We start from the raw sequence: 20,292 nt of genomic DNA on the forward strand, positions 1-20,292 counted from the left end.
CGCGGACTGTAGACCCCGCCCGACCTGGGAATTCCTTTACCCGAGGGAGGATCGGGACGGACCGGACGAGCCGGGCGAGACCGTGGCGCGAACGCGCGCCGGAGCGCTACATTTATTAGCGATGCTCAACAGATCGGGACCGGCCGACCGGTACAAGTGGGTCGCACTGTCGAACACCACGATGGGCGTGCTGATCGTGACGATCAACATGTCGATCCTGCTGATCGCGCTGCCGGACATCTTCCGCGGCATCGGGATCGACCCGCTGGCGCCGGACGACATCGACTACCTCCTGTGGCTGATCATGGGGTACCTGGTCGTCACGGCGGTGCTGGTGGTCAGCTTCGGCCGGCTCGGCGACATGTACGGCCGCACCCGCATGTACAACCTGGGCTTCGCCGTGTTCACCGTGTTCTCGGTGCTGCTGGCCGCGACCTGGATGCAGGGCGACGCCGGTGCGGTCTGGCTGATCACGATGCGGGTGCTGCAGGGCGTCGGCGGGGCGCTGCTGCTCGCCAACTCGACGGCGATCCTCACCGACGCGTTCGGAGTCCACCAGCGCGGGCTCGCGCTCGGGATCAACTCCGTCGCGGCGATCGCCGGCTCGTTCCTCGGGCTGGTCGTCGGCGGGGTGCTCGCCCCGGTGAACTGGCACCTGGTGTTCCTGGTGTCGGTGCCGGTCGGGGTCTTCGGCACGGTCTGGGCCTACGCCCGCCTGCGCGACACCGGTGCCCGCCACGCGGCGCGGATCGACTGGTGGGGCAACCTGACGTTCGCGGTCGGGCTCGTCGCCGTCCTGATGGGCATCACCTACGGGATCCAGCCCTACGGCGACGACGTCATGGGCTGGACCAGCCCGCTCGTCGTCGGCCTGATCCTCGGCGGGATCGCGGTGCTGGCGCTGTTCACCTGGATCGAGCGCCGGGTGCCCGAACCGATGTTCCACGTGTCGCTGTTCTCGATCCGCGCGTTCACCGCGGGCAACGTCGCGAGCCTGCTGGCCGCGCTCGGCCGCGGCGGGCTGCAGTTCATCCTGATCATCTGGCTGCAGGGCATCTGGCTGCCCGAGCACGGCTTCCCGTTCGAGACGACCCCGCTGTGGGCCGGCATCTACATGGTCCCGCTGACGATCGGGTTCCTCGTCGCCGGACCGGTGTCGGGCATCCTGTCCGACCGCCACGGCGCCCGCGCCTTCGCCACCGTCGGGATGCTGGGCGCGGCCGCGACGTTCCTCGCGCTGCTGGCGCTGCCGGTGGACTTCGACTACCGGGCGTTCGCGCTGCTGCTGGCGCTCAACGGCCTGGCGATGGGCCTGTTCAGCTCCCCGAACCGGGCGGCGATCATGAACTCGCTGCCCGCGCACCAGCGGGGCGCCGGGGCCGGCATGACCTCGACGTTCCAGAACGCGGCGACGGTGCTGTCGATCGGGGTGTTCTTCTCGCTGCTCATCGCGGGCCTGTCGACGACGCTGCCCGTGTCGCTGCACGACGGGCTCACGGCCCAGGGTGTGCCGGAACTCGCGGCGGACCGGGTCGCGGCGCTGCCGCCGGTCGGGATCCTGTTCGCGGCGCTGCTGGGCTACAACCCGATCGCGACGCTGCTCGGCCCCCAGGTCCTCGGCGCGCTGGCGCCCGCACAGTCGGCGTACCTGACCGGGCGGCAGTTCTTCCCGCAGCTGATCTCCGGCCCGTTCGCCGACGGGCTGACCTTCGCACTCGGGTTCGCCGCCGCCGCCTGCCTCGTCGCCGCGGTCGCGAGCGCGCTGCGCGGCGGGAAGTACCACCACGAGGATCCGGCGCCCCCGGTCCCCGCGACCGGCACCGTCCGCACCTGACGACCCCGGGGGGCCTGCACTCATGGAGCAGAAGTCCGGTCGCACCGGACTTCTGCTCCATGAGTGCGATCGGCGGGCGGGCGGGCGGGCGGGGTCAGTCCGCGGCGACCTCGGTGCCGTCCTGGCTCCAGCGGGTGTGGAACTTGCCGTCGGCGTCGGTGCGCGCGTAGGTGTGCGCCCCGAAGTAGTCGCGCAGCCCCTGGATCAGGTTGGCCGGGCCGCGCTCGCGGCGGTAGCCGTCGTAGTAGGACAGGCTGGAGGAGAACGCGGGGATCGCCACGCCCTGCTCGGTCGCGGTCACCACGACCCGGCGCCACGCGTCCTGGGCGTTCGCGACGGCCTCGGTGAAGTACGGGACCATCAGCAGGTTGTCCAGGTCCGGGTGGGACTCGTAGGCCTCGGTGATCCGGTTGAGGAACTGGGCGCGGATGATGCAACCGCCCCGCCAGATCCGGGCCATCGCGCCGAGGTCGAGGTCCCAGTCGTTGGCCTGCGAGGCGGCACGCATCTGCGCGAAGCCCTGGGCGTAGGCGACGACCTTGGACGCGTAGAGCGCCTGGCGGATGTCCTCGACGAGCTCGTCGCGGTTCTTCCCCGAACCCGGGGTCGGCCCGCCCAGCGTCGTCGACGCGGCCGTGCGCTCGTCGCGCAGGTTCGACAGCGTCCGGGCGAACACGGCCTCGGTGATGCCGGTCAGCGGGACGCCGAGGTCGAGTGCGTCGATGGCCGTCCAGCGGCCGGTGCCCTTCTGCTCGGCCTGGTCGACGATGACGTCGACCAGCGGCCCACCGGTCTTCTCGTCGGTCTTGGCGAGCACGATGCCGGTGATCTCGATCAGGAACGACTCCAGGTCGCCGCTGTTCCACTCCTCGAAGATCTTCCCGATCTCCGGCGCGGACAGCCCGGCGACGTGCGTGAGCAGGTCGTAGGCCTCGGCGATGAGCTGGATGTCGGCGTACTCGATGCCGTTGTGCACCATCTTGACGTAGTGCCCGGCGCCGCCGGGGCCGACGTGGGTGCAGCACGGGGTGCCGTCGACGTTCGCGGCGATCGCGGTGAGGATCTCCTCGACCTCGCCGTAGGCCTCCTGCGGGCCGCCGGGCATGATGCTCGGCCCGTTGAGGGCGCCCTCCTCGCCGCCGGACACGCCGATGCCCATGAAGCGCAGGCCACGGTCGGAGCAGTACGCGGCGCGGCGGTCGGTGTCGGGGAAGTGCGAGTTGCCGGCGTCGATGATGATGTCGCCGGAGTCGAGCAGCGGGGCGAGTTCGTCGATGACGGCGTCGACCGGCTTGCCCGCCTTCACCATGACGACGATCTTGCGCGGGGTCTCCAGCGCGTCGACGAACTCATGCAGCGACCCGGTGCCGGTGAAGGCGCCCTCGTCGCCGTAGTCCTTCATGAACTCGGTCGTCTTCGAGGTGGTGCGGTTGTGCACCGCCACCGGGAAACCACGGCGGGCCATGTTGCGGGCGAGGTTCGCCCCCATCACCGCCAGCCCGGTGACCCCGATCCGGCTCTTCTCCGCCATCAGTGCTTCCTCCGTGTCGTTCGGACGCCGCTGTACCCGCCCCATCCTGGCCCGCGACCCCCGGCCGCGCAGCGAGGAGCGCCTGTCCCCTCGATCACCCCGCGAGGAAGTCGGCGAGCAGGGCGCTCGCAGCCTCCGGCGCCTCCTCCGGGATCCAGTGCCCGCAGCCCTCGACGAGCTCGAAACGGAAGTCGTCGACGTACGCCGAGGAACCCCGCATCTGCCCCTCGGTGAGCGCGAGGTCGCCGTCGCTCCACACCCCCATCGTCGGCACCGTGATCCGCGGGGGCTGCGGGATCGTGGTGGGCACGAACGTCGCCGGGTCGATGTTGGCGCGGTACCAGTTCAGCGACGCCGTCAGGGCGCCCGGCCGGGACAGGTCGGCGAGCTGGCGGTCGGCCATCGGGTGCCCTTCGGGCAGGGTCGCGTGCAGCCAGCCGCGCAGGAACCGCCAGTCGTCGGCCGGCACGACCTGCTCGGCGACGCCGGGGAACTGGAACCAGAGCATGTACCAGGACATCGCCTTCTGCCGGAACCCCGCGGTGGCGAACGCGGCCGGATGCCCGACGGAGAACGCGGCGTAGCGGGTCACCCGCGGCGAGGCGAGGGTGAGGGCCCAGCCGAGGGACGCGCCCCAGTCGTGCCCGGCGAGGGCGAACCGGTCGAGGCCGAGCGCGTCCGCGACGCCGAGGACGTCGGCGGCCAGGGCGCGCATCCGGTAGTGCTCGACCTCGGCCGGCCGGTCGGAGTCCCCGAAGCCGCGCAGGTCCGGGACGACGACGCGGTACCCGGCCCCGGCGAGCGCGGCGGCCTGGTGGGTCCACAGGGCGGCCCGGTCCGGCCAGCCGTGCAGCAGCAGGACGGGGCTGCCGTCGCCGCCGGTGTCGTGCACGGACAGGGTGATCTCGGGCAGGGTCGTGCCGGGGACGGTGATCCGCTGCGGGGCCGGGAGCGTCATGGGCGGACCGTATCCCGGTTCCCGCCCGCCGGGACGCCGCGCACGGAGGGACCGCCGGCGGGGTGACACTGGCCCGATGGTCCGCCTCTTCCCCGACACGGACCGGGACGGCCGGGCCGTGCCGGTGGGCGTGATCGGCCTGGTCGGCGGCGTCGTCGGCGGGCTGATCGGCGGCGGCAGCGGGGTGCTGTTCGTGCCCGCGCTCGACCGGTTCACCGCGATGTCGCGGGCCCGGATCCACGGCTCGTCGACGATCGCGAACATCGGGGTCTGCGTCGCCGGTGCGGCCGCCTACGCGGTCGGCGGCGGGTCGCTGGACCTGCGGACCGGCGCCGGGCTGATCGTCGGGGGGACGGTCGGCGGGTGGATCGGGCCGAAGCTGCTGGCGCGCGCGTCGGAGACGCTGCTGCGGGTGCTGCTGGTGGTGATCCTGGTGCTGACGGCGGCGAAGCTGCTCGTCGACGCGCTGGGTGTGCCGCTGCTCGGCGGCGGGCGCTGGTGCCGGCGTCGCTGGTCGCCGATCCGTGGTTCCTGTACCCGACGGCGACGGTGGTCGGCCTGGTCATCGGAGCCTGGGCGGGTGCGATGGGACTCGGCGGCGGTCTGCTCGCGGTGCCGGCGATGGTGCTGCTGTTCGGCACGGACCTGCATGTCGCGGCCGGGACCTCGCTGCTGATGTTCATCCCGAACTCGATCGTCGGGACGGTCGTGCACCTGCGTCAGGGCACCGCATCCGGGAAGTGGGGCACGGTGCTGGCGGTGACCGCCGCACCGGGCACGGTGGCGGGCGCGTTCCTCGGCCTGGCGCTCGACGCGGTCGTGCTGGGGCTGGTGTTCGGCACGTTCGCGACGGCGATGGCGGTGCGGGAGAGCGTCGGGCTGGTCCGCCGACGACGGGCATGAGTGCGCGGGAACGCCGGGTCGCGCTACCCTGTGGAGTGCGCACAGAACACGAGAACGTGGACCTGCACCTCAAGCATAACACGGATGGCAACACCCCGGCGACCACCGACTCCGCCTACGAGGCGGAGCTGACCCGCGAGACCCGACACCTCCGCGGACTGCACGCCCTGCTCGACGACGAGCTCGCCGCGGCGGGCGCGCAGGCCCGGGGCGCCGCCGCCGAGCGCGCCGGGGAGCAGCTCAGCGCCCGCTGGGAACGCGACGTGGCGGTGCAGCGCGCCTCGGAGCGGGTGCGCACCCTCACCGCGGCCCGCGCGGGACTGTGCTTCGGGCGTCTCGACCACATCGACGGGGCCGCCCCGACCCGGGTCGGCCGGATCGGGCTGACCGACCCGACCGACGGCGAGAGCGCGCTGGTCGACTGGCGGGCCCCGGCCGCGCAGCCGTTCTACTGCGCCACCCCGGTCACCCCGCTCGGGGTGACCCGGCGCCGGCACTACACCGTCGCCGGCACCGCCCCGCACGAGCGGGTCGTCGGCTTCCACGACGACCTGCTCGACGGGAGCGCAGCCGGGACCGACACGGTGTCGGCGTCGGATCCGGCGCTGCTCGCCGCGCTGACCGCGCCGCGCGGGACGCGGATGCGCGACATCGTCACGACCATCCAGTCCGAGCAGGACGAGATCATCCGGCTGCCGCTGTCGGGCACCGTGGTGATCGAGGGCGGCCCCGGGACGGGCAAGACCGCCGTCGCGCTGCACCGGATCGCCTACCTGCTCTACACCCACCGCGACCGGCTCGCCCGCAGCGGCGTGCTCGTCGTCGGGCCGAGTGCGGGGTTCGTGCACTACGTCGGCGGTGTGCTGCCCGCGCTCGGCGAGTCCGCGGTCGTGTTCACCACCCCGGGACGCCTCGCGCACGGCGTCGTCGCGGAGACGACCGACCCGCCGGAAGTAGCCCGGCTCAAGGGCGACCTGGCGATGGTCGACGTGCTGCGTCGCGCCGTCGACGACCGCCAGGAGCTGCCCGGGGCACCGGTGGCGATCGAGATGGACGACGTCACCGTCGAGATCGACACGGCGCTGGGCGCCGAGGCGCGCCGCCGGGCCCGCGCCACCGGGCAGCCGCACAACACCGCCCGCGCCACGTTCCGCGACACCCTCGGGCGGCTGCTCGTCGACCAGGGGCTGGAGCGGCTCGAGGTCGGCCTGGAGGATCCGCCGGAGCTCGCGGAGCTGCTGGCGGGGCTGGACATCCCGGAGATCGAGCCTGCCGGGGCGGCCGAGGTGTCGGCGGAGATGCGGGCCGAGCTGCGCGACGCGGTGCGCACCGACCCGCGGTTCCACGCGGCCGTCGAGCGGCTGTGGCCGGTGCTGACCCCGCAGCGGGCCCTGGCCGAGCTGTACGCCGACCCGGGGAGGCTCGCGTCGGCGGGTGCCACCGAGGCGCTGCACCGCGAGCCGGGCGCGCCGTGGACCGTGGCCGACGCGCCCCTGCTCGACGAGCTCGCCGAGCTCCTCGGTCCGGTCCCGGACGGGACACCCGCCGCGGCGCCGGAGCCGGACAGCGCCTACGCCGCCGAGGTGCTGACCGTGCTGGAGTCCGCGGACCGGTCGCTCGCCGGGGAGGACCCGGACGAGCTGCGCCCCACCGACTTCGTGACCGCGGACATGCTCGCGCAGCGGCACGTCGCCGGGGTGCCGCTGACCGTGGCCGAGCGCGCGGCCGGCGACCGGGACTGGCGCTACGGGCACCTCGTCGTCGACGAGGCGCAGGAGCTGTCGGCGATGGACTGGCACGTGCTGCTGCGGCGCTGCCCGTCGCGGTCGATCACCGCGGTCGGCGACCTCGCCCAGCGCAGCGCCCCGGCCGGTGCCCGGGCCTGGGCCGACGTGCTCGCCCCGCACCTGGCCGGACGCTGGACGCACCGCACGCTCACGGTGAACTACCGGACGCCGTCCGAGATCATGGACGCCGCCGCGCAGGTGCTGGCGACCTACGCCCCGGACCGCCGCCCGCCCGAGTCGGTCCGCAGCACCGGCGAGCCGCCGTGGACCCGCGCGGTCCCGGCCGCGGAGCTCGCGGCCGCGGTCGCCGCCGCCGTCGAGCGGTCCCGCGACGACGGTGGCACGCTCGCCGTGATCGCCCCGCCCGGCACCGACCTCGGTGCACCCGGCGTCCCGGTGCACACCCCGGTGTCGTCGAAGGGCCTGGAGTTCGACGCCGTGGTGATCGTCGATCCGGAGCGGATCCGGGCGGCCGACCCGGCGGACCTCTACGTCGCGATGACCCGCGCGACGCAGCGGCTCGGGCTGCTGGAGGTGCGCTAGAACGCCGGCCAGGGGATCGCCGGGCCGTAGCCGTCCGGGCCGGGGAAGCGCGGTTCGGCGAGCAGGTGGTCGATCCGGGAGCGCAGCGCCGCGACCTCGCGGCGGGTGACGTGCTCGCCGAGGACGTCGGCGAACTCCCCCGCCAGCCGCGCCCGCAGCTCCTTGAGGACGGCCGTGTGCTCCTCGCCGAGCTCGTCGCCGACCCAGCCCCACAGGACGGTGCGCAGCTTCGGCTCGGTGTGCAGGGTGAGGCCGTGGTCCACGCCGTACACCTCGTCGACACCGTCGCCGTGGCGTCTGACGATCACGTGCCCGCCCTTCCGGTCGGCGTTGTTGACGACGACGTCGAACAGCGCCATGTCCCGCAGCTGCGGGTGGTCGGCGTGGACCAGCACCACCGGGTCCCCCGCGCCGTCCCGGGCACGGAGCACCGGCAGCCAGCCGCCGGGGATCTCGTGCGGCTCGCACAGCTCGACCAGCGACTCGGTGGCGAGCTGGATGGTCTCCTCGGTGATGTCGCCGTCCAGCTCGTCGCCCGCGTCGTCGGCGGGCGGCTCGGACAGGGCGCTCTCGTCGCCCGAGGAGACCCAGGCCTGCACCATCCCGGTGCCGAACGGGGCCTGCTCGCGCAGCACCGTCGGCGGGACGACGTCCAGTCCCGACGTCTGGGACACCAGGAAGGCCCCGACCTCGCGCCCGGCGAGGGTGCCGTCCGGGAAGTCCCACAGCGGGCGCTCCCCGCGGACCGGCTTGTACACGCAGCGCAGCGCGACGCCGTCGAGCGAGACGGTGCCGAACAGGGTCGCGTTGGACGCGTCGACCATCCGGCCGGTGATGTCCATGCGGCCGGACCGCAGGACCTCGAACACAGCCGGGTCGCGCAGGTCGAGCGTCACTCCGTCCCGGCCACGGGGTTGCGGTCGTGGTAGCCGTTGAGGCGCACGCAGACGTGGCCCTCCGGGTCCAGCGGCTCGGCGCACAGCGGGCACGGGGCGCGGCCGGCGTCGACGACCTTCTCGGCGCGCTCGGCGAACGCCTTGGCCGCGGTCGGGGAGAGGAACACGCGCAGCGCGTCCGGGCCCTCCTCGGTGTCGTCGAGGACCACCGACTCGTCGATCTCCTCCTCGGTCACCGCGAGCAGCTCGACCACGATCGAGCTGGAGTCGGCGTCCCAGCCCAGGCCCATCGTGCCGACCCGGAACTCCTCCTCCAGCGGCACCGCGAGCGGGTCGCTGTCCGAGGAGTTCGCGGTCGTGGTGCCCTCGAGCAGGTTGTCCTCGCCGAAGCGCTTGGACACCTCGCCGAGCAGCGCCGTGATGCGTTCGGCCAGCACCGAGACCTGCTGTTTCTCCAGGAGCACGCTGATCGTGCGGCTGCTCTCGATCGCCTGCAGGTAGAAGGCGCGATCGCCGGGCTCGCCGACGGTCCCGGCCACGAAGCGGTCGGGTCGGCGGAAGACGTGGATGACGCGTGCCATGACCCTTCCCAGGGTAGGCGTATCCGGCTGCGGGGGCATCCCCGCGGTCACCTGTGGGTGCGTCCACCAGGGACGATGCGAGGTGGATCACCCCGCCTCACGCGTTCGTGGAACCCCCGACCACGGCGTCCGAGGCGTTCACCGGCGGCTCCTCGCCCTCGGCGGGCTTCGGCTTCGGGACCAGGCTCGCGACGTCGCCGGACTGCTCGTTCATCCGCGCGACGAACGGCCGCAACTCGGTGTAGGTGACGACGCTCACCGAGCAGGTGTCGACGACGATCCGCTGGAAGTTGTCGAGGTGGCAGGCCAGCGCGTCGGCGAGCACCGCCTTGATCACGTCGCCGTGGCTGCAGGCCAGGACGATGGCGTCGTCGCCGTGCTCGGCGCGCACCCGGGTCACCTGCCGCCGGACCGCCGCGACCGAGCGGGCCTGCATCCCGGCGAGGGACTCGCCGTCCGGGAAGGTCGCGGCCGACGGGTGCGCCTGGACGACCTTCCAGAGGTCCTCCTTGAGCAGGTCGGTGATCTTCCGGCCGGTCCAGGCGCCGTAGTCGACCTCGGCCAGGTCGTCCTCGACGACCGGCTCCAGCCCGCGGGCCGCCGCGAGCGGCGCGACGGTCTGGCGGCACCGCTCCAGCGGGGAGGTCACGACCGCGGCGATCGGCAGGGCCGCGAGCCGGTCGACGACGGCCGCCGCCTGCTCCCGGCCGCGGTCGTCGAGCTCCACGCCCGGGGTGCGCCCGGCCAGCACGCCCGCGGTGTTCGCGGTGGACCGGCCGTGCCGCAGCAGGATCAAGGTCGTCACGCCGACCGAGGCTACGGGAGCGACGGCGGTCAGTACGCGCTGACCGCGCCGAGCGACAGGGCGGCGAGCAGGGCGACACCCAGCGCGATCCGGTAGGCGACGAACACGTAGACGGTGTTGTTCTGCACGAACCGGAGCAGCCAGGCGATCACCGCGTAGCCGACGCCGAACGCGATCACCACCGCCACCAGCATCTGGAGCCCGGACGGGCCGTCACCGGCGAACACGTCGGGCAGGGTGAACAGGCCCGCCCCGAACACCGACGGGATCGCCAGCAGGAACGAGTACCGCGCGATCGCGGGCCGGGTCAGCCCCAGGAACAGGCCGGCGGTGATCGTGCCGCCGGACCGCGAGACGCCCGGGACCAGCGCCATGGCCTGGGCGAGACCGAGCAGGACGCCGTCCTTCCAGGTGATCTTCTCCATCGGCTTGACCTGCGTGCCGAAGCGCTCGGCCAGGCCGAGCAGGACACCGAACACGATCAGCGTGGTCGCGACCAGCCAGAGGTTCCGGGCGGCGCCCTCGATCTGGTCCTTGAACAGCACCCCGAGCACCGCGATCGGGACCGACCCGATGATGACCAGCCAGGCCAGCCGGTAGTCGTCGGTGGCGCGGACCTCGGCGTCGCGGAACCCGCGCACCCAGGTGACGAACAGGTGCCCGATGTCCCTGGCGAAGTAGACGATCACCGCGGCCTCGGTGCCGAGCTGGGTGACGGCGGTGAACGCCGCCCCCGGGTCCCCGCCGAAACCGACCGCCGAGACGATCCGCAGGTGCGCCGAGGAGGACACCGGCAGGAACTCGGTGAGCCCCTGGACGATCCCGAGGACGACGACCTCGAGCCAGCTCACGAACGGCTCCCGTCGCGGCCGCGGTCCGGGGTGCTCCGGTCCGGGGTCGTCCGGTCCTGGCGGCTCGGCTCCTGGAAGATCACGGGCCGTCACCGTACTCGCCGAGACGGGGGTCACTCTGCGCGCCCTCACCGGTCCCGCGGGCCCGCGCGCCTAGGCTCGACGACCGTGCAACGCAGACCGGTGGGCGGCAGCGGCCTCGAGGTGTCGCGGGTCGGCCTGGGCACCATGACCTGGGGCGAGGACACCAGCCCGGCCGACGCCGCGGACCAGCTGCGGGCGTTCGTCGACGTCGGCGGGACCCTCGTCGAGACCGCCGAGGACTACGGCGGCGGCGCCGCCCAGCAGGTGCTCGGCGGGCTGTTGCGGGGCACCGTGCGTCGCGACGACGTCGTCCTCGCCGGGCGCGGCTCGGCCGCCCCCGACACGGGCGAACGGGCCTCGCGGACCGCGCTGCTGCGCTCGCTGGACCGCACGCTGCGCCGGCTGGGCACCGAGCACCTGGACCTGTGGCAGTTCCCCGGCTGGGACCCCCGGGTGCCGCTGGACGAGACGCTGTCCGCGGTGCAGGTCGCCGTCTACTCCGGACGGGTGCGCTACGCCGGGCTGGTCGCCCCGGCCGGCTGGCAGCTGGCGACCGTCGCGGGCGGCGCCACCGCCGGGCCCGACCCGGCCGTCTGCCGTCCGGTGTCGGCACAGGTGGAGTACTCGCTGCTCGCCCGGCAGCCGGAGGCCGAGCTCCTGCCCGCCGCCCGGCACCACGGCCTCGGGCTGCTGGCCTGGGCTCCGCTGGGCCGGGGTGTGCTGACGGGCAAGTACACCGACGGCACCCCGGCGGACTCGCGGGGCGCGAGCGCGCTGCTGGCCCCCTATGTGGAGGCCCGTCGCACCGAGCACTCGGCGCGGATCGTGCAGTCGGTGCTCACCGCCGCCGACGGGCTCGGCACCTCGCCGCTGTCGGTGGCGCTGACCTGGGTGCGGGACCGGCCGGGGGTCGCCTCGGCCGTCGTCGGGGCACGGGACGCCGCCCAGCTGCGGGCCTCGCTGGCGGCCGAGGACCTCGTGCTCCCGGCCGAGATCCGCACCGCGCTCGACGACGTGAGCGACCCCGTCTGAGCCTCCCCGGCCGCCGGAGCGGCCTCTAGAGTGGGAATGCCCGACGCGACACCCACCGTTCACCGAGTGGGCACCGACGAGCACGGCACGACCGGGAGGCACGCATGACCGAGGCCGCTGGGAACGGATCGGAGGACTCCGCCGCCGGGAATCGGGTGGCCGGGACCCGGGACGGCGACGGCTGGACCGACGACCGGTACGAGTACCGCCCGGTGCGCATCGAGGGGGACGTCTCCCGGCTCACGGCGTCGGTGCGGCTGGCGATCCAGGCCGAGTTCGCCGGCTGGGAGCTGTCCCGGCTGCGCCTCTACCCCGGCGGCGTGCGCAAGATCGTGCTACGACGACGGCTGGGCGTCCAGCAGGGCCTGCTGCCCGAGCCCACCTTCTGACCCTCCCCGCCCGTCAGCCGCCGTAGGGCACCGTGATGAGCTCCATCCGGTGCCCGGACGGGTCCTCGAAGTAGACGCCCCGGCCGCCGTCGTGGGTGTTGATCTCGCCGGGACGGCTTCCGCCGGGGTCGGCCCAGTACCGCCGGCCGCGTGCGGTGATCCGGGCGAACGCGGCGTCGAACTCGTCGTCGGAGACGAGGAACGCGTAGTGCTGCGGGACGATCGTCGCCGGGTCGGCGTCCATGAAGTCCAGGTCGACGCCGTTCGCGACGCGCACGACCCGGAACGGCCCGAACGACGTCGGCCCGGGCAGCCCCAGGATCTCGCTCAGGAACGCCGCCCCGGCGTCCTTGTCGCGGGAGTGGACGATGGTGTGGTTCAGCTCGGCCATGCCCCCAGGATGTGACCTGCACCGCGGTTCAGGTCAAGACGGTCCGGGGCACGACAGGGGCCGTCCTCAGGCGTCCTGGCGACCGACCTCCGGCGGCGTGCCCGCCCCGAGCGGGCCGGGCACCCCCCGGAACCCGTAGGGCGCGGGCTCGCGGCCGGGCTGCACGTACCAGCACTCCCCCGGCTCGCCCCGTTCCAGGATCCGCTCGATGGCCGCGGCGACGTCGTCGGCCCCCAGCAGCGGGAAGTCGCCGAACCGGGCGCGGACGTCGCCGATCAACGGGGTGTCGGCGAACCCGGGGCACACGGCGGTGACCCGGATGCCCTCGCCCGCCAGCGCGGGACCCGCGGCCCGGACGTAGCCGACGACGGCGTGCTTGGTCGCGGTGTAGAGCGCGTCGCCGGGCAGGCCGATCAGCCCGGCCAGCGACGCGGTCGCCACCACGTCCCCGCCCCCGGCGCGGCGCAGCGCCGGGACGGCGGCGTTCAGCCCGAACACCACGTGGTCGAGGTTGACCCCGAGGATGCGCCGGTAGCCGTCGAGGTCGAGGTCCTCGACACCGGACTGGTCCGCCGTGACGCCGGCGTTGAGCAGCACGACGTCGAGCCGGCCGAAACGCTCCTCCGCCGCGGCCACCGCCGCCGGCATCGCCGCCGGGTCGGTGACGTCGGCCGGGTGGGCGAGCCCCCCGGCCTTCTCCGCGACGGCCGCGGCGCCGTCGGCGTCCCGGTCGACGACCACGACCTGCGCACCCGCCGCCACGAGCCGGTCGACCGCCGCGGCGCCGATGCCCGACGCGCCCCCGGTGACCAGGGCGACCTTCCCGGAGAGATCCATGGAGGTCACCCTGCCACCCGGCGGGCGGCGCCGTGATCCGTCACGGCGCCGGCGAGGGATCGCACCGTTCGCAGGCCCTGCCCGATGTTCCTGCTCACGCTGTTCGCAGGAAGCGGTCGAGCACCCGGGTGCCGAACCTCAGCGCGTCCACCGGCACCCGCTCGTCGATGCCGTGGAACAGCGACGCGAAGTCCAGCTCCGGGGGCAGCCGCAGCGGCGCGAAGCCGTAGCACTTCATGCCCAGCGTCGAGAACGCCTTCGCGTCGGTCCCCCCGGACAGCATGTAGGGGACGATCTCGGCGGTCGGGTCCTCGGTGCGCAGCGCGGCCTGCATCGCGTCGGTGAGCGCACCCGCGAACGGCGTCTCGACGGCGGGCAGGTCGGTGACCCACTCGCGCTCGACGTCCGGGCCGAGCAGCTCGTCGACCTCGCGCAGGAACGCCTCCTCGCGGCCCGGCAGCACCCGGCAGTCGACGACCGCCTCGGCCGTCGACGGGATGACGTTGGCCTTGTAGCCGGCGTTCAGCATCGTCGGGTTCGCGGTGTCCCGGACGGTCGCGCCGATGATCCGCGAGATCGGGCCGAGCTTGGCCAGGGCGCCCTCGAGGTCGTCCTCCGGGTACTCGACGCCGGTCAGCTCGGTCATCCGGTCCAGGAACGCCCGCACCGTGTCGGTGATCGTCAGCGGGAACGTGTGGTTCCCGAGCCGGGCGACGGCCTCGGCCAGGATGGTGACGGCGTTGTCGTCGTGCAGGAACGAGCCGTGGCCGGGCTTGCCCTTGGCCCGCAGCCGCATCCAGGCGATGCCCTTCTCCGCGGCCTCGATCAGGTACGCCCGCTGGTCCTCGCCGAGGGTCAGCGAGAAGCCGCCGACCTCGCCCACGGCCTCGGTGCACCCCGCGAAGAGATCGGGCCGGTGCTCGACCAGCCACTGCGCGCCCCACTTCCCGCCGGCCTCCTCGTCGGCGACGAAGGCCCACACGATGTCCCGCGGCGGCACGACGCCCTCACGCTTGAAGCGGCGGGCGACCGCCAGCATCATCGCGTCCATGTCCTTCATGTCGACGGCGCCGCGGCCCCAGACGTAGCCGTCCTGCACGGCCCCGGAGAACGGGTGCACCGACCACTCGCTCGCGTCCGCGGGGACGACGTCGAGGTGGCCGTGCATCAGCAGCGCACCGCGGTCGCGGTCGGCGCCCTCGAGCCGGGCGATCACGTTCATCCGCCCGGGCATGCCGGACTCGACGAGCTCGACCTCGTAGCCGACCTCGCGCAGCTTGTCCGCCACGTAGTCGGCGGCCTCGGCCTCACCGACGAGGGTCTCGGGGTCGGCGGTGTTGGTCGTGTCGATCCGGATCAGCTCCGAACACAGCTGCACGACCTCGTCCTCGGCGCTGGTCGGGTCGTCCTTCGCTGAAGCGGTCATGGGCGTCGTTCTACCACCGGCGGAGCGTGCCGACCCCGCCGCAACCCGGCCGTGGGCCTCGGCTATGCTTCCCCCCACGACGCGATCGAGAGATCGCGACGTCCGAGTGGCGGAATGGCAGACGCGCTAGCTTGAGGTGCTAGTCCCCGTATAAGGGGGTGGGGGTTCAAGTCCCCCCTCGGACACAGCCTCCCGAATGCCGGTCACGGTTCTCCGTGACCGGCATTCGCGTTCCCGGGACGGCGCCCGTCAGCGGGTCCCGTGCACCCGGGTACCCACCGCCAGCACCGCTCCCGCCGCCGCGGCCCCGGCCAGCACCGTGAACAGCTGCGGGTAGCCGCCGAGCGGCCCGGCCAGCGCCGCCCCCGCCCACGGGGAGACGGCGACCGCCACCGTCGCGGGCGCCGACAGCAGCCCGCCGAGCCGCCCGTAGAACCGCGACGGCCACCGGTCCGACACCGCTGTGGCCTGCAGCAGGGTCGTGATCCCGCGGGCCGCGCCGGTCAGCACCGCCGCGCCGACCAGCAGCCACGCCGGGCCGGGCAGCAGTCCCAGCAGCGCGGTCGACGCGGCCAGCACCGCCAGGACGAGCACCGCCCGTGCCGGTGGGGCCAGCCGTCCCACGGCGCGGGTGTAGAGGGCCCGCCCGGCGACCTGCCCGACCCCGCCGAGCCCGAGCGCCCAGGCCGCCGTCTGTACGTCGAGTCCCCGCTCGATGAGCAGCGGCACCTGGTTCACCGCGACCGCGAACCCGCAGAACGTGCCGAGGAACACCGCGGCCACGGTCAGCAGGAACGCGCGGCTGCGCGCGATCGCGCCCGGGTCGGCGTGCTCGGGAGCGGCGGGGGCCTCCGGCCACGGGCCACGCAGCCCGAGCAGGTGCGCGGGAACCGTCACGACCAGCAGGACGGCGGCGAGCGCCAGGTAGGTGCCGCGCCAGCCGAACCCGCCGAGCAGCGCCGCCGAGAGCGGCGCGAACACCGTGCTGGCCAGCCCGCCGACCAGGGTGAGCCCGGTCAGTGCGCGCACCCGGTCGCTCCCCCACCAGCGGGTCAGCGCCGCGAACGCGGGCGGGTACAGCGTCGCGGACTGCGCGAGCCCCGCGACCAGCCACGCGGCGAGGAACCACGGCCAGGACGGCGCGACGGCGATCCCGCAGACGGCGGGCACCCCCAGCAGCGACCCGGCCGTCATCACCCAGCGCGGGCCCCACCGGTCCAGGAGCCGTCCGACGACGATCCCGGCCAGCGCGGACACCCCGAGGCCCGCGGAGAACGCGCCGGTCACCGCGCTCACCGACCAGCCGGTGTCGGCGGAGACCGACGGCGCGAGCACCGGGAACGCGTAGTAGAGGACGCCCCAGCTGGTGATCTCGGTCAGGCAGAGGACGAGCAGGACCCGGCGGCGGAACCCCGCGCCGGGCACCGTCCGGACCTCGACCACCGTGCCACCTCGCAACGCCTCGTGCGGCGACCGTATCCCGAGGGTCGCTGGACCGCCCCGGGCCGCGTCGGCGACGATCGGACCCGCAGGACCGACGCAGGACGACCCGGAAGGCGGCACCCGACGGTGCGACTCGACCCCACGACGGCGGCCGGCAGCGACTCCCCCATCGGCGCGGCCCTCGCGCTGGCCGGCGAGCGGGACCCGGCGCGGAACGCGACGCACCCGTTGCTGGACCTGTCGCAGGCCGCGCCGCCGTACCCGCCGGCACCGGAGGTCGTCGAGCGGGTGGTGGAGGTCGCGCGGGACCCGGGGCTGTCCGGCTACGCGCCGGTGCCCGGCATCGCCCCGCTGCGCCGGGCGGTCGCCGACGAGCTGGCCCGCGACCACGCCGGCGGGATCTCGCCGGACGACGTCGTCGTGACGGCGGGCTGCAACCAGGCGTTCGCCGTGGTCGCCGACGCCCTCGCCGGCCCGGGCGACGAGGTGATCTCGCCGCTGCCCTACTACTTCAACCACGACATGTGGCTGCGGATGCGCGGCGTCACCCCGGTGTACCTGGAGCCCGACGCGGACCTGGTCCCCCGGGCCGCCGACGCGGCGGCGCTGATCACGGCCCGCACCCGCGCGATCGTGCTGGTCACCCCCGGCAACCCGAGCGGGGTGACGGTGCCGCCGGAGGAGATCGTCGCGTTCGCCGAGCTGGCCCGCCGCCACGACCTCGCACTGGTCCTCGACGAGACCTACCGCTCGTTCCGGCCCGACGCGCACCTGCCCGCCCACCCGCTGTTCGCCGACCCGTCGTGGCGCTCGACCGTGGTCAGCCTGCACTCCTACTCCAAGGACCTGGCCGTCCCGGCGTACCGGGTCGGGTCGGTGATCGCGGGCCCCGCGCTGCGACGCCAGGTGCTCAAGCTGCTGGACTGCGTGGCCATCTGCGCGCCGCGGACCGGGCAGGAGGCCGCGCTCGCCGGGCTCACCCGGGCCGGGTCGTGGCGGGCCGACCGGGTCGCGGAGATCGCCCGGCGCCGGGAGCGGGTCGGGGCGGCCCTCGCCGACCGGCCGGGTGGGTTCGAGATCGCCGCGCTCGGCGGGTTCTTCGCCTGGGTGCGCCACCCGTTCCCGGACCGCCCCACCCTCGACGTCGTCCGGACGCTGCTGCTCGACCACGACACCCTGACCATCCCGGGCACGGCGTTCCTGCCCGACGACCGGCAGATGCTGCGGCTGTCGGTGGGGCGGGTGGACGAGGCGGCCGCGGCGCTGCTGGCCGAGCGGCTCACCGAGGCCGGGCGGCGGGCGGGGGTGGCCACCGGCTGACCCGGGCCCGCCGACGGAAGAGACCGGGACGTCCCGGTGTTCGCCGACCATGGACACCGGACTGCGCACCGGCACCGCGGCCGGTCGCTGGGTCATCACGGCCTGCGTGCTCGGCTCGGGCATGGCGATGCTCGACAACACCGTCGTCACGATCGCCCTGCCCCGCATCGCCGAGGACCTCGGCGCCGGATTCGCCGGTCTGCAGTGGACGGTCAACGGCTACACCCTGACCCTGGCCGGGCTGATCCTGCTCGGCGGCTCGCTCGGCGACCGGTTCGGCAGGCGGCGGATCTTCGTGACCGGTGCGGTCTGGTTCGCGCTGGCCTCGCTGCTGTGCGGGCTGGCGCCGAGCGTCGAGGTGCTCGCCGCGGCCCGGGCCCTGCAGGGGGTGGGCGGGGCGCTGCTGACCCCGGGCAGCCTGGCACTGATCTCCGCGTCGTTCCACGGGGCGGACCGGGCGGCGGCGATCGGGGCCTGGTCCGGGCTCGGCGGGGTCGCGGGGGCCCTGGGCCCGTTCGTCGGCGGGACGCTCGTGGAGTGGTCGTGGCGGGCGGTGTTCCTGATCAACCTGCCGCTCGCGGCGGTCGTCGTCGCGGTGGCGGTGCGGCACGTGCCCGAGTCGCGTGACCCCGACGCCGCGCACCGGCTCGACGTCCCGGGCAGCGTGCTCGCCGTCGCCGGACTGGCGTTACTCACCTGGGCCGGGACGGCGGCCGGCGCCGGTGCGTCGCCCGGGCTGCAGGTGTGGGGCGCGGGCCTCGCCGGTGTGGCGGCACTGGTGGCGTTCGCGCTGGTCGAACGGCGCAGCCGGTCCCCGCTGGTGCCGCCGGAGCTGTTCACCGGCACCGGCGACGCCGGGGACGGGCGCCGGTTCACCGGCGCGAACGTCGTGACCGTCGCCGTCTACGCGGCGCTGGGGCTGCTGTTCGTGCTGCTGGCCGTGCAGCTGCAGATCGTGGCCGGGTTCTCCCCGTTGCTGGCGGGGACCGCGACGCTGCCGGTCACCGTGCTCATGCTGCTGCTGTCCGCCCGCGCCGGGCGGCTCGCGACGCGCACGGGACCGGCGCCGCCGGTCACCGGCGGACTGCTGCTGGCCGCGGCGGGGATGCTGCTGGCGTCGCGGATCGGGCCGGGCGCGGGCTGGCTCACCGACGTGCTCCCGGCGACGGCACTGGTCGGGCTGGGTCTGTCCGCGGCCGTCGCGCCGCTGACCACCGCGGTGCTCGACGCGGCGGCGGACCGGCACGCGGGCGTCGCGTCGGGGGTCAACAACGCGATCGCGCGGGCGGCGGGCCTGCTCGCGGTGGCGGCCGTGCCCGCCATCGCGGGGATCCGCGGGGACGCCCCGGCCGACCCGGCGTCGTTCGGGCCGGGGTTCACCGTCGCCATGACGATCGGATCGGGACTCCTCGTGACCGGTGCGGCACTCGCCGCTGCGCTACTCCGGGCACGACCTGCGACGGACACCACACGTACGCTTCAGTAGCCAACACGCGGCGTATATCTTGTGGACAAGCGTTACTGCAAGAGGGTGAGGTGTGCGTGCGCAGTCTCGGTCCGGATTCCCCGGCCGTGCTCGATGCCGCGGACCGACCTTCACGGACCGTCACCAAGCCGCTGCTCGACGCGCTCGCCCGGGCGACCGAGCAGTTCGCCCTCGCCCCGTCCCGGGACCGGCCGATGGCGGTCGTCGGGCTCTTCCAGCGGTCGGAGTACCTCGGGCCGGTGCTCGGTGCCTGGGGCCGGCTCGCCGCCGCCTGCGGGGACGGCGCCGTCGTCGCCACCGTCGGCGCGATCCCCGACGGGCTCCCCGACGGCCTCGGGCACGTCCGTCTCACCGACGGCGAGGACGCGGCCCGCGAGTGGAGCGTCACCGTCCTGACGCCGCGGTCCGGGGCGACCGTCGTCGCCCACGACCTGGAGGCCGTCGACGGGGCGGCGCGCTCACTGGAGCGGGGCAGGCTGTTCTCCGCCCGCTGGTCCTTCCGGCACGCCGACGCCCACTCCGAGCTGCTGCGGCTGCGTCACCAGCTCGGCGCGCGGCTCGGCTCGCGGCACACCGGCGGCCTCGACGAGGTGCTCTCCCGGGTCGTCCCCATCCCCGGCACGGCCACCGACCACCGTTACGACGCCGCCGCGGACACCCTCGCCCGTGAGCTGTCGCTGGAACGCCGCCGCGCCGACGCCGCGCAGACCCGGCTCGACGAGCTCGAACCCGGCGCCGAGCGCGACCCGCGCAGCGGGCTGCCGACCCGGGCGTTCCTGGACCGCTGGCTCGACGGGTCCGCGCCGGGCACCCTGCCGCTGGGCCTGGTGCTGCTGCGGGTGCAGGGGCTGGGGTCGATGACCCGGCGGCACGGGTTCCGTGCCGAGACCGCGGTGCTCCGCGGGATAGCCCGGCTGCTCACCGGGCAGGTCGGTTCCGCCGGGCGGCCGGTGCGCGTCGGGCGCGAGGAGTTCCTCCTCCTGCTGCCCGGCGCCGACGTCCGGTCCCTGGCCGCGGCCGCCCAGCGGCTCTGCGAGACCGTCGCCGGGCTGGCGGCGGTGTTCCCGTTCGTCCCGACGCCGTCGCACGCGGTGATCACCCGGACCCGGCACCGCCCACTTCCCCTCGAGGAGATGTGGGCGGCGCTCGACGACGCCGGGACCGGGGTCACGCTGCTGCGCGGCTGACCGCGCGG

The 20,292-nt window shown here is 74.5% G+C and carries 19 protein-coding genes and 1 tRNA gene; 10 read left to right on the plus strand and 10 right to left on the minus strand.

The window, feature by feature from the left end; all coding sequences use genetic code 11:
• Positions 1 to 121: 121 nt before the first annotated feature.
• Complete coding sequence (locus WHI96_RS16245) at positions 122 to 1,834, plus strand: MFS transporter (protein WP_345646290.1); 1,713 nt, start codon at positions 122 to 124, stop codon at positions 1,832 to 1,834.
• Between the two features lie 94 nt (positions 1,835 to 1,928).
• Here WHI96_RS16245 and gnd read toward each other — a convergent pair whose 3' ends face one another.
• On the minus strand, positions 1,929 to 3,365 hold the full coding sequence (gene gnd / locus WHI96_RS16250) for an NADP-dependent phosphogluconate dehydrogenase (protein ID WP_345646287.1): 1,437 nt from the start codon (positions 3,363 to 3,365) through the stop codon (positions 1,929 to 1,931).
• A gap of 94 nt (positions 3,366 to 3,459) precedes the next feature.
• The gene (locus tag WHI96_RS16255; RefSeq protein WP_345646283.1) at positions 3,460 to 4,323 is read right to left on the minus strand and encodes an alpha/beta fold hydrolase; all 864 of its coding nucleotides are present in this window, start codon (positions 4,321 to 4,323) and stop codon (positions 3,460 to 3,462) included.
• Between the two features lie 76 nt (positions 4,324 to 4,399).
• Between WHI96_RS16255 and WHI96_RS16260 the strand changes: the two genes are divergently transcribed.
• From WHI96_RS16260 to WHI96_RS16270, 3 genes are read left to right on the plus strand one after another with little or no spacing between them, the layout of a single operon-like run.
• Positions 4,400 to 4,999 (plus strand): TSUP family transporter, encoded by a 600-nt coding sequence (locus WHI96_RS16260; protein WP_345646281.1) that lies wholly within the window; start codon positions 4,400 to 4,402, stop codon positions 4,997 to 4,999.
• On the plus strand, positions 4,909 to 5,226 hold the full coding sequence (locus WHI96_RS16265; RefSeq protein ID WP_345646277.1) for a TSUP family transporter: 318 nt from the start codon (positions 4,909 to 4,911) through the stop codon (positions 5,224 to 5,226). The genes WHI96_RS16260 and WHI96_RS16265 overlap by 91 nt, the downstream gene beginning before the upstream one ends.
• A 35-nt stretch (positions 5,227 to 5,261) precedes the next feature.
• Positions 5,262 to 7,556 carry a UvrD-helicase domain-containing protein gene (locus tag WHI96_RS16270; protein ID WP_345646274.1) on the plus strand — a complete coding sequence of 765 codons (2,295 nt, stop codon included), beginning with the start codon at positions 5,262 to 5,264 and terminating at the stop codon, positions 7,554 to 7,556.
• Here the strand turns inward: WHI96_RS16270 and WHI96_RS16275 are convergent.
• From WHI96_RS16275 to WHI96_RS16290, 4 genes are all read right to left on the minus strand, one after another.
• Positions 7,553 to 8,452: an SCO1664 family protein gene (locus WHI96_RS16275; RefSeq protein WP_345646271.1), complete on the minus strand. Its 900-nt coding sequence runs from the start codon at positions 8,450 to 8,452 to the stop codon at positions 7,553 to 7,555. The genes WHI96_RS16270 and WHI96_RS16275 overlap by 4 nt on opposite strands.
• Complete coding sequence (locus tag WHI96_RS16280; protein WP_345646269.1) at positions 8,449 to 9,033, minus strand: DUF3090 domain-containing protein; 585 nt, start codon at positions 9,031 to 9,033, stop codon at positions 8,449 to 8,451. The genes WHI96_RS16275 and WHI96_RS16280 overlap by 4 nt, the downstream gene beginning before the upstream one ends.
• A gap of 97 nt (positions 9,034 to 9,130) precedes the next feature.
• Positions 9,131 to 9,838 (minus strand): histidine phosphatase family protein, encoded by a 708-nt coding sequence (locus WHI96_RS16285; protein ID WP_345646267.1) that lies wholly within the window; start codon positions 9,836 to 9,838, stop codon positions 9,131 to 9,133.
• Between the two features lie 29 nt (positions 9,839 to 9,867).
• Entirely contained in the window at positions 9,868 to 10,689 is an 822-nt protein-coding gene (locus tag WHI96_RS16290) for an undecaprenyl-diphosphate phosphatase (protein WP_345646266.1), read from the minus strand.
• Positions 10,690 to 10,857: 168 nt separating this feature from the next.
• Here WHI96_RS16290 and WHI96_RS16295 point away from each other — a divergent pair, with 168 nt between their 5' ends.
• A complete protein-coding gene (locus WHI96_RS16295; RefSeq protein WP_345646264.1) occupies positions 10,858 to 11,805 on the plus strand; it encodes an aldo/keto reductase in 948 nt (315 codons plus the stop codon).
• A gap of 104 nt (positions 11,806 to 11,909) precedes the next feature.
• Positions 11,910 to 12,194, plus strand: coding sequence for a DUF5703 family protein (locus WHI96_RS16300; RefSeq protein ID WP_345646261.1), 285 nt, complete (start codon positions 11,910 to 11,912; stop codon positions 12,192 to 12,194).
• A gap of 13 nt (positions 12,195 to 12,207) precedes the next feature.
• Here the strand turns inward: WHI96_RS16300 and WHI96_RS16305 are convergent, their stop codons facing one another.
• The 3 genes from WHI96_RS16305 to WHI96_RS16315 all read right to left on the minus strand — a co-directional run bounded on the left by WHI96_RS16305 (position 12,208) and on the right by WHI96_RS16315 (position 14,848).
• Positions 12,208 to 12,585, minus strand: a complete 378-nt coding sequence (locus tag WHI96_RS16305) for a VOC family protein (protein ID WP_345646258.1) — start codon at positions 12,583 to 12,585, stop codon at positions 12,208 to 12,210.
• A 66-nt stretch (positions 12,586 to 12,651) separates the two neighbouring features.
• Complete coding sequence (locus tag WHI96_RS16310; RefSeq protein WP_345646255.1) at positions 12,652 to 13,422, minus strand: SDR family oxidoreductase; 771 nt, start codon at positions 13,420 to 13,422, stop codon at positions 12,652 to 12,654.
• 94 nt (positions 13,423 to 13,516) lie between these two features.
• Positions 13,517 to 14,848 (minus strand): M20/M25/M40 family metallo-hydrolase, encoded by a 1,332-nt coding sequence (locus tag WHI96_RS16315; RefSeq protein WP_345646252.1) that lies wholly within the window; start codon positions 14,846 to 14,848, stop codon positions 13,517 to 13,519.
• A gap of 100 nt (positions 14,849 to 14,948) precedes the next feature.
• On the opposite strand from WHI96_RS16315, the gene WHI96_RS16320 reads away from it, so the two are divergent.
• A tRNA-Leu gene (locus tag WHI96_RS16320) sits at positions 14,949 to 15,033 on the plus strand.
• Between the two features lie 64 nt (positions 15,034 to 15,097).
• Here the strand turns inward: WHI96_RS16320 and WHI96_RS16325 are convergent.
• Positions 15,098 to 16,291, minus strand: a complete 1,194-nt coding sequence (locus tag WHI96_RS16325) for an MFS transporter (protein WP_345646249.1) — start codon at positions 16,289 to 16,291, stop codon at positions 15,098 to 15,100.
• 126 nt (positions 16,292 to 16,417) lie between these two features.
• On the opposite strand from WHI96_RS16325, the gene WHI96_RS16330 reads away from it, so the two are divergent.
• The 3 genes from WHI96_RS16330 to WHI96_RS16340 are packed head-to-tail and all read left to right on the plus strand — an operon-like array spanning position 16,418 to position 20,284.
• Positions 16,418 to 17,611, plus strand: a complete 1,194-nt coding sequence (locus tag WHI96_RS16330; RefSeq protein ID WP_345646246.1) for an aminotransferase — start codon at positions 16,418 to 16,420, stop codon at positions 17,609 to 17,611.
• A 49-nt stretch (positions 17,612 to 17,660) separates the two neighbouring features.
• On the plus strand, positions 17,661 to 19,097 hold the full coding sequence (locus tag WHI96_RS16335) for an MFS transporter (RefSeq protein ID WP_345646244.1): 1,437 nt from the start codon (positions 17,661 to 17,663) through the stop codon (positions 19,095 to 19,097).
• A gap of 56 nt (positions 19,098 to 19,153) precedes the next feature.
• Complete coding sequence (locus tag WHI96_RS16340; protein WP_345646241.1) at positions 19,154 to 20,284, plus strand: GGDEF domain-containing protein; 1,131 nt, start codon at positions 19,154 to 19,156, stop codon at positions 20,282 to 20,284.
• The last annotated feature ends 8 nt before the right edge of the window (positions 20,285 to 20,292 follow it).

Source organism: Pseudonocardia tropica (assembly GCF_040105315.1).
GTDB classification, from domain to species: domain Bacteria; phylum Actinomycetota; class Actinomycetes; order Mycobacteriales; family Pseudonocardiaceae; genus Pseudonocardia; species Pseudonocardia alni.

Bases quoted from the DNA above. Each gene is read 5' to 3' on its own strand.
- WHI96_RS16245 (WP_345646290.1), top strand. From the start codon at position 122: ATGCTCAACAGATCGGGACCGGCCGACCGGTACAAGTGGGTCGCACTG.
- gnd (WP_345646287.1), bottom strand. From the start codon at position 3,365: ATGGCGGAGAAGAGCCGGATCGGGGTCACCGGGCTGGCGGTGATGGGG.
- WHI96_RS16255 (WP_345646283.1), bottom strand. From the start codon at position 4,323: ATGACGCTCCCGGCCCCGCAGCGGATCACCGTCCCCGGCACGACCCTG.
- WHI96_RS16260 (WP_345646281.1), top strand. From the start codon at position 4,400: ATGGTCCGCCTCTTCCCCGACACGGACCGGGACGGCCGGGCCGTGCCG.
- WHI96_RS16265 (WP_345646277.1), top strand. From the start codon at position 4,909: ATGGGACTCGGCGGCGGTCTGCTCGCGGTGCCGGCGATGGTGCTGCTG.
- WHI96_RS16280 (WP_345646269.1), bottom strand. From the start codon at position 9,033: ATGGCACGCGTCATCCACGTCTTCCGCCGACCCGACCGCTTCGTGGCC.
- WHI96_RS16300 (WP_345646261.1), top strand. From the start codon at position 11,910: ATGACCGAGGCCGCTGGGAACGGATCGGAGGACTCCGCCGCCGGGAAT.
- WHI96_RS16305 (WP_345646258.1), bottom strand. From the start codon at position 12,585: ATGGCCGAGCTGAACCACACCATCGTCCACTCCCGCGACAAGGACGCC.
- WHI96_RS16310 (WP_345646255.1), bottom strand. From the start codon at position 13,422: ATGGATCTCTCCGGGAAGGTCGCCCTGGTCACCGGGGGCGCGTCGGGC.
- WHI96_RS16315 (WP_345646252.1), bottom strand. From the start codon at position 14,848: ATGACCGCTTCAGCGAAGGACGACCCGACCAGCGCCGAGGACGAGGTC.
- WHI96_RS16335 (WP_345646244.1), top strand. From the start codon at position 17,661: ATGGACACCGGACTGCGCACCGGCACCGCGGCCGGTCGCTGGGTCATC.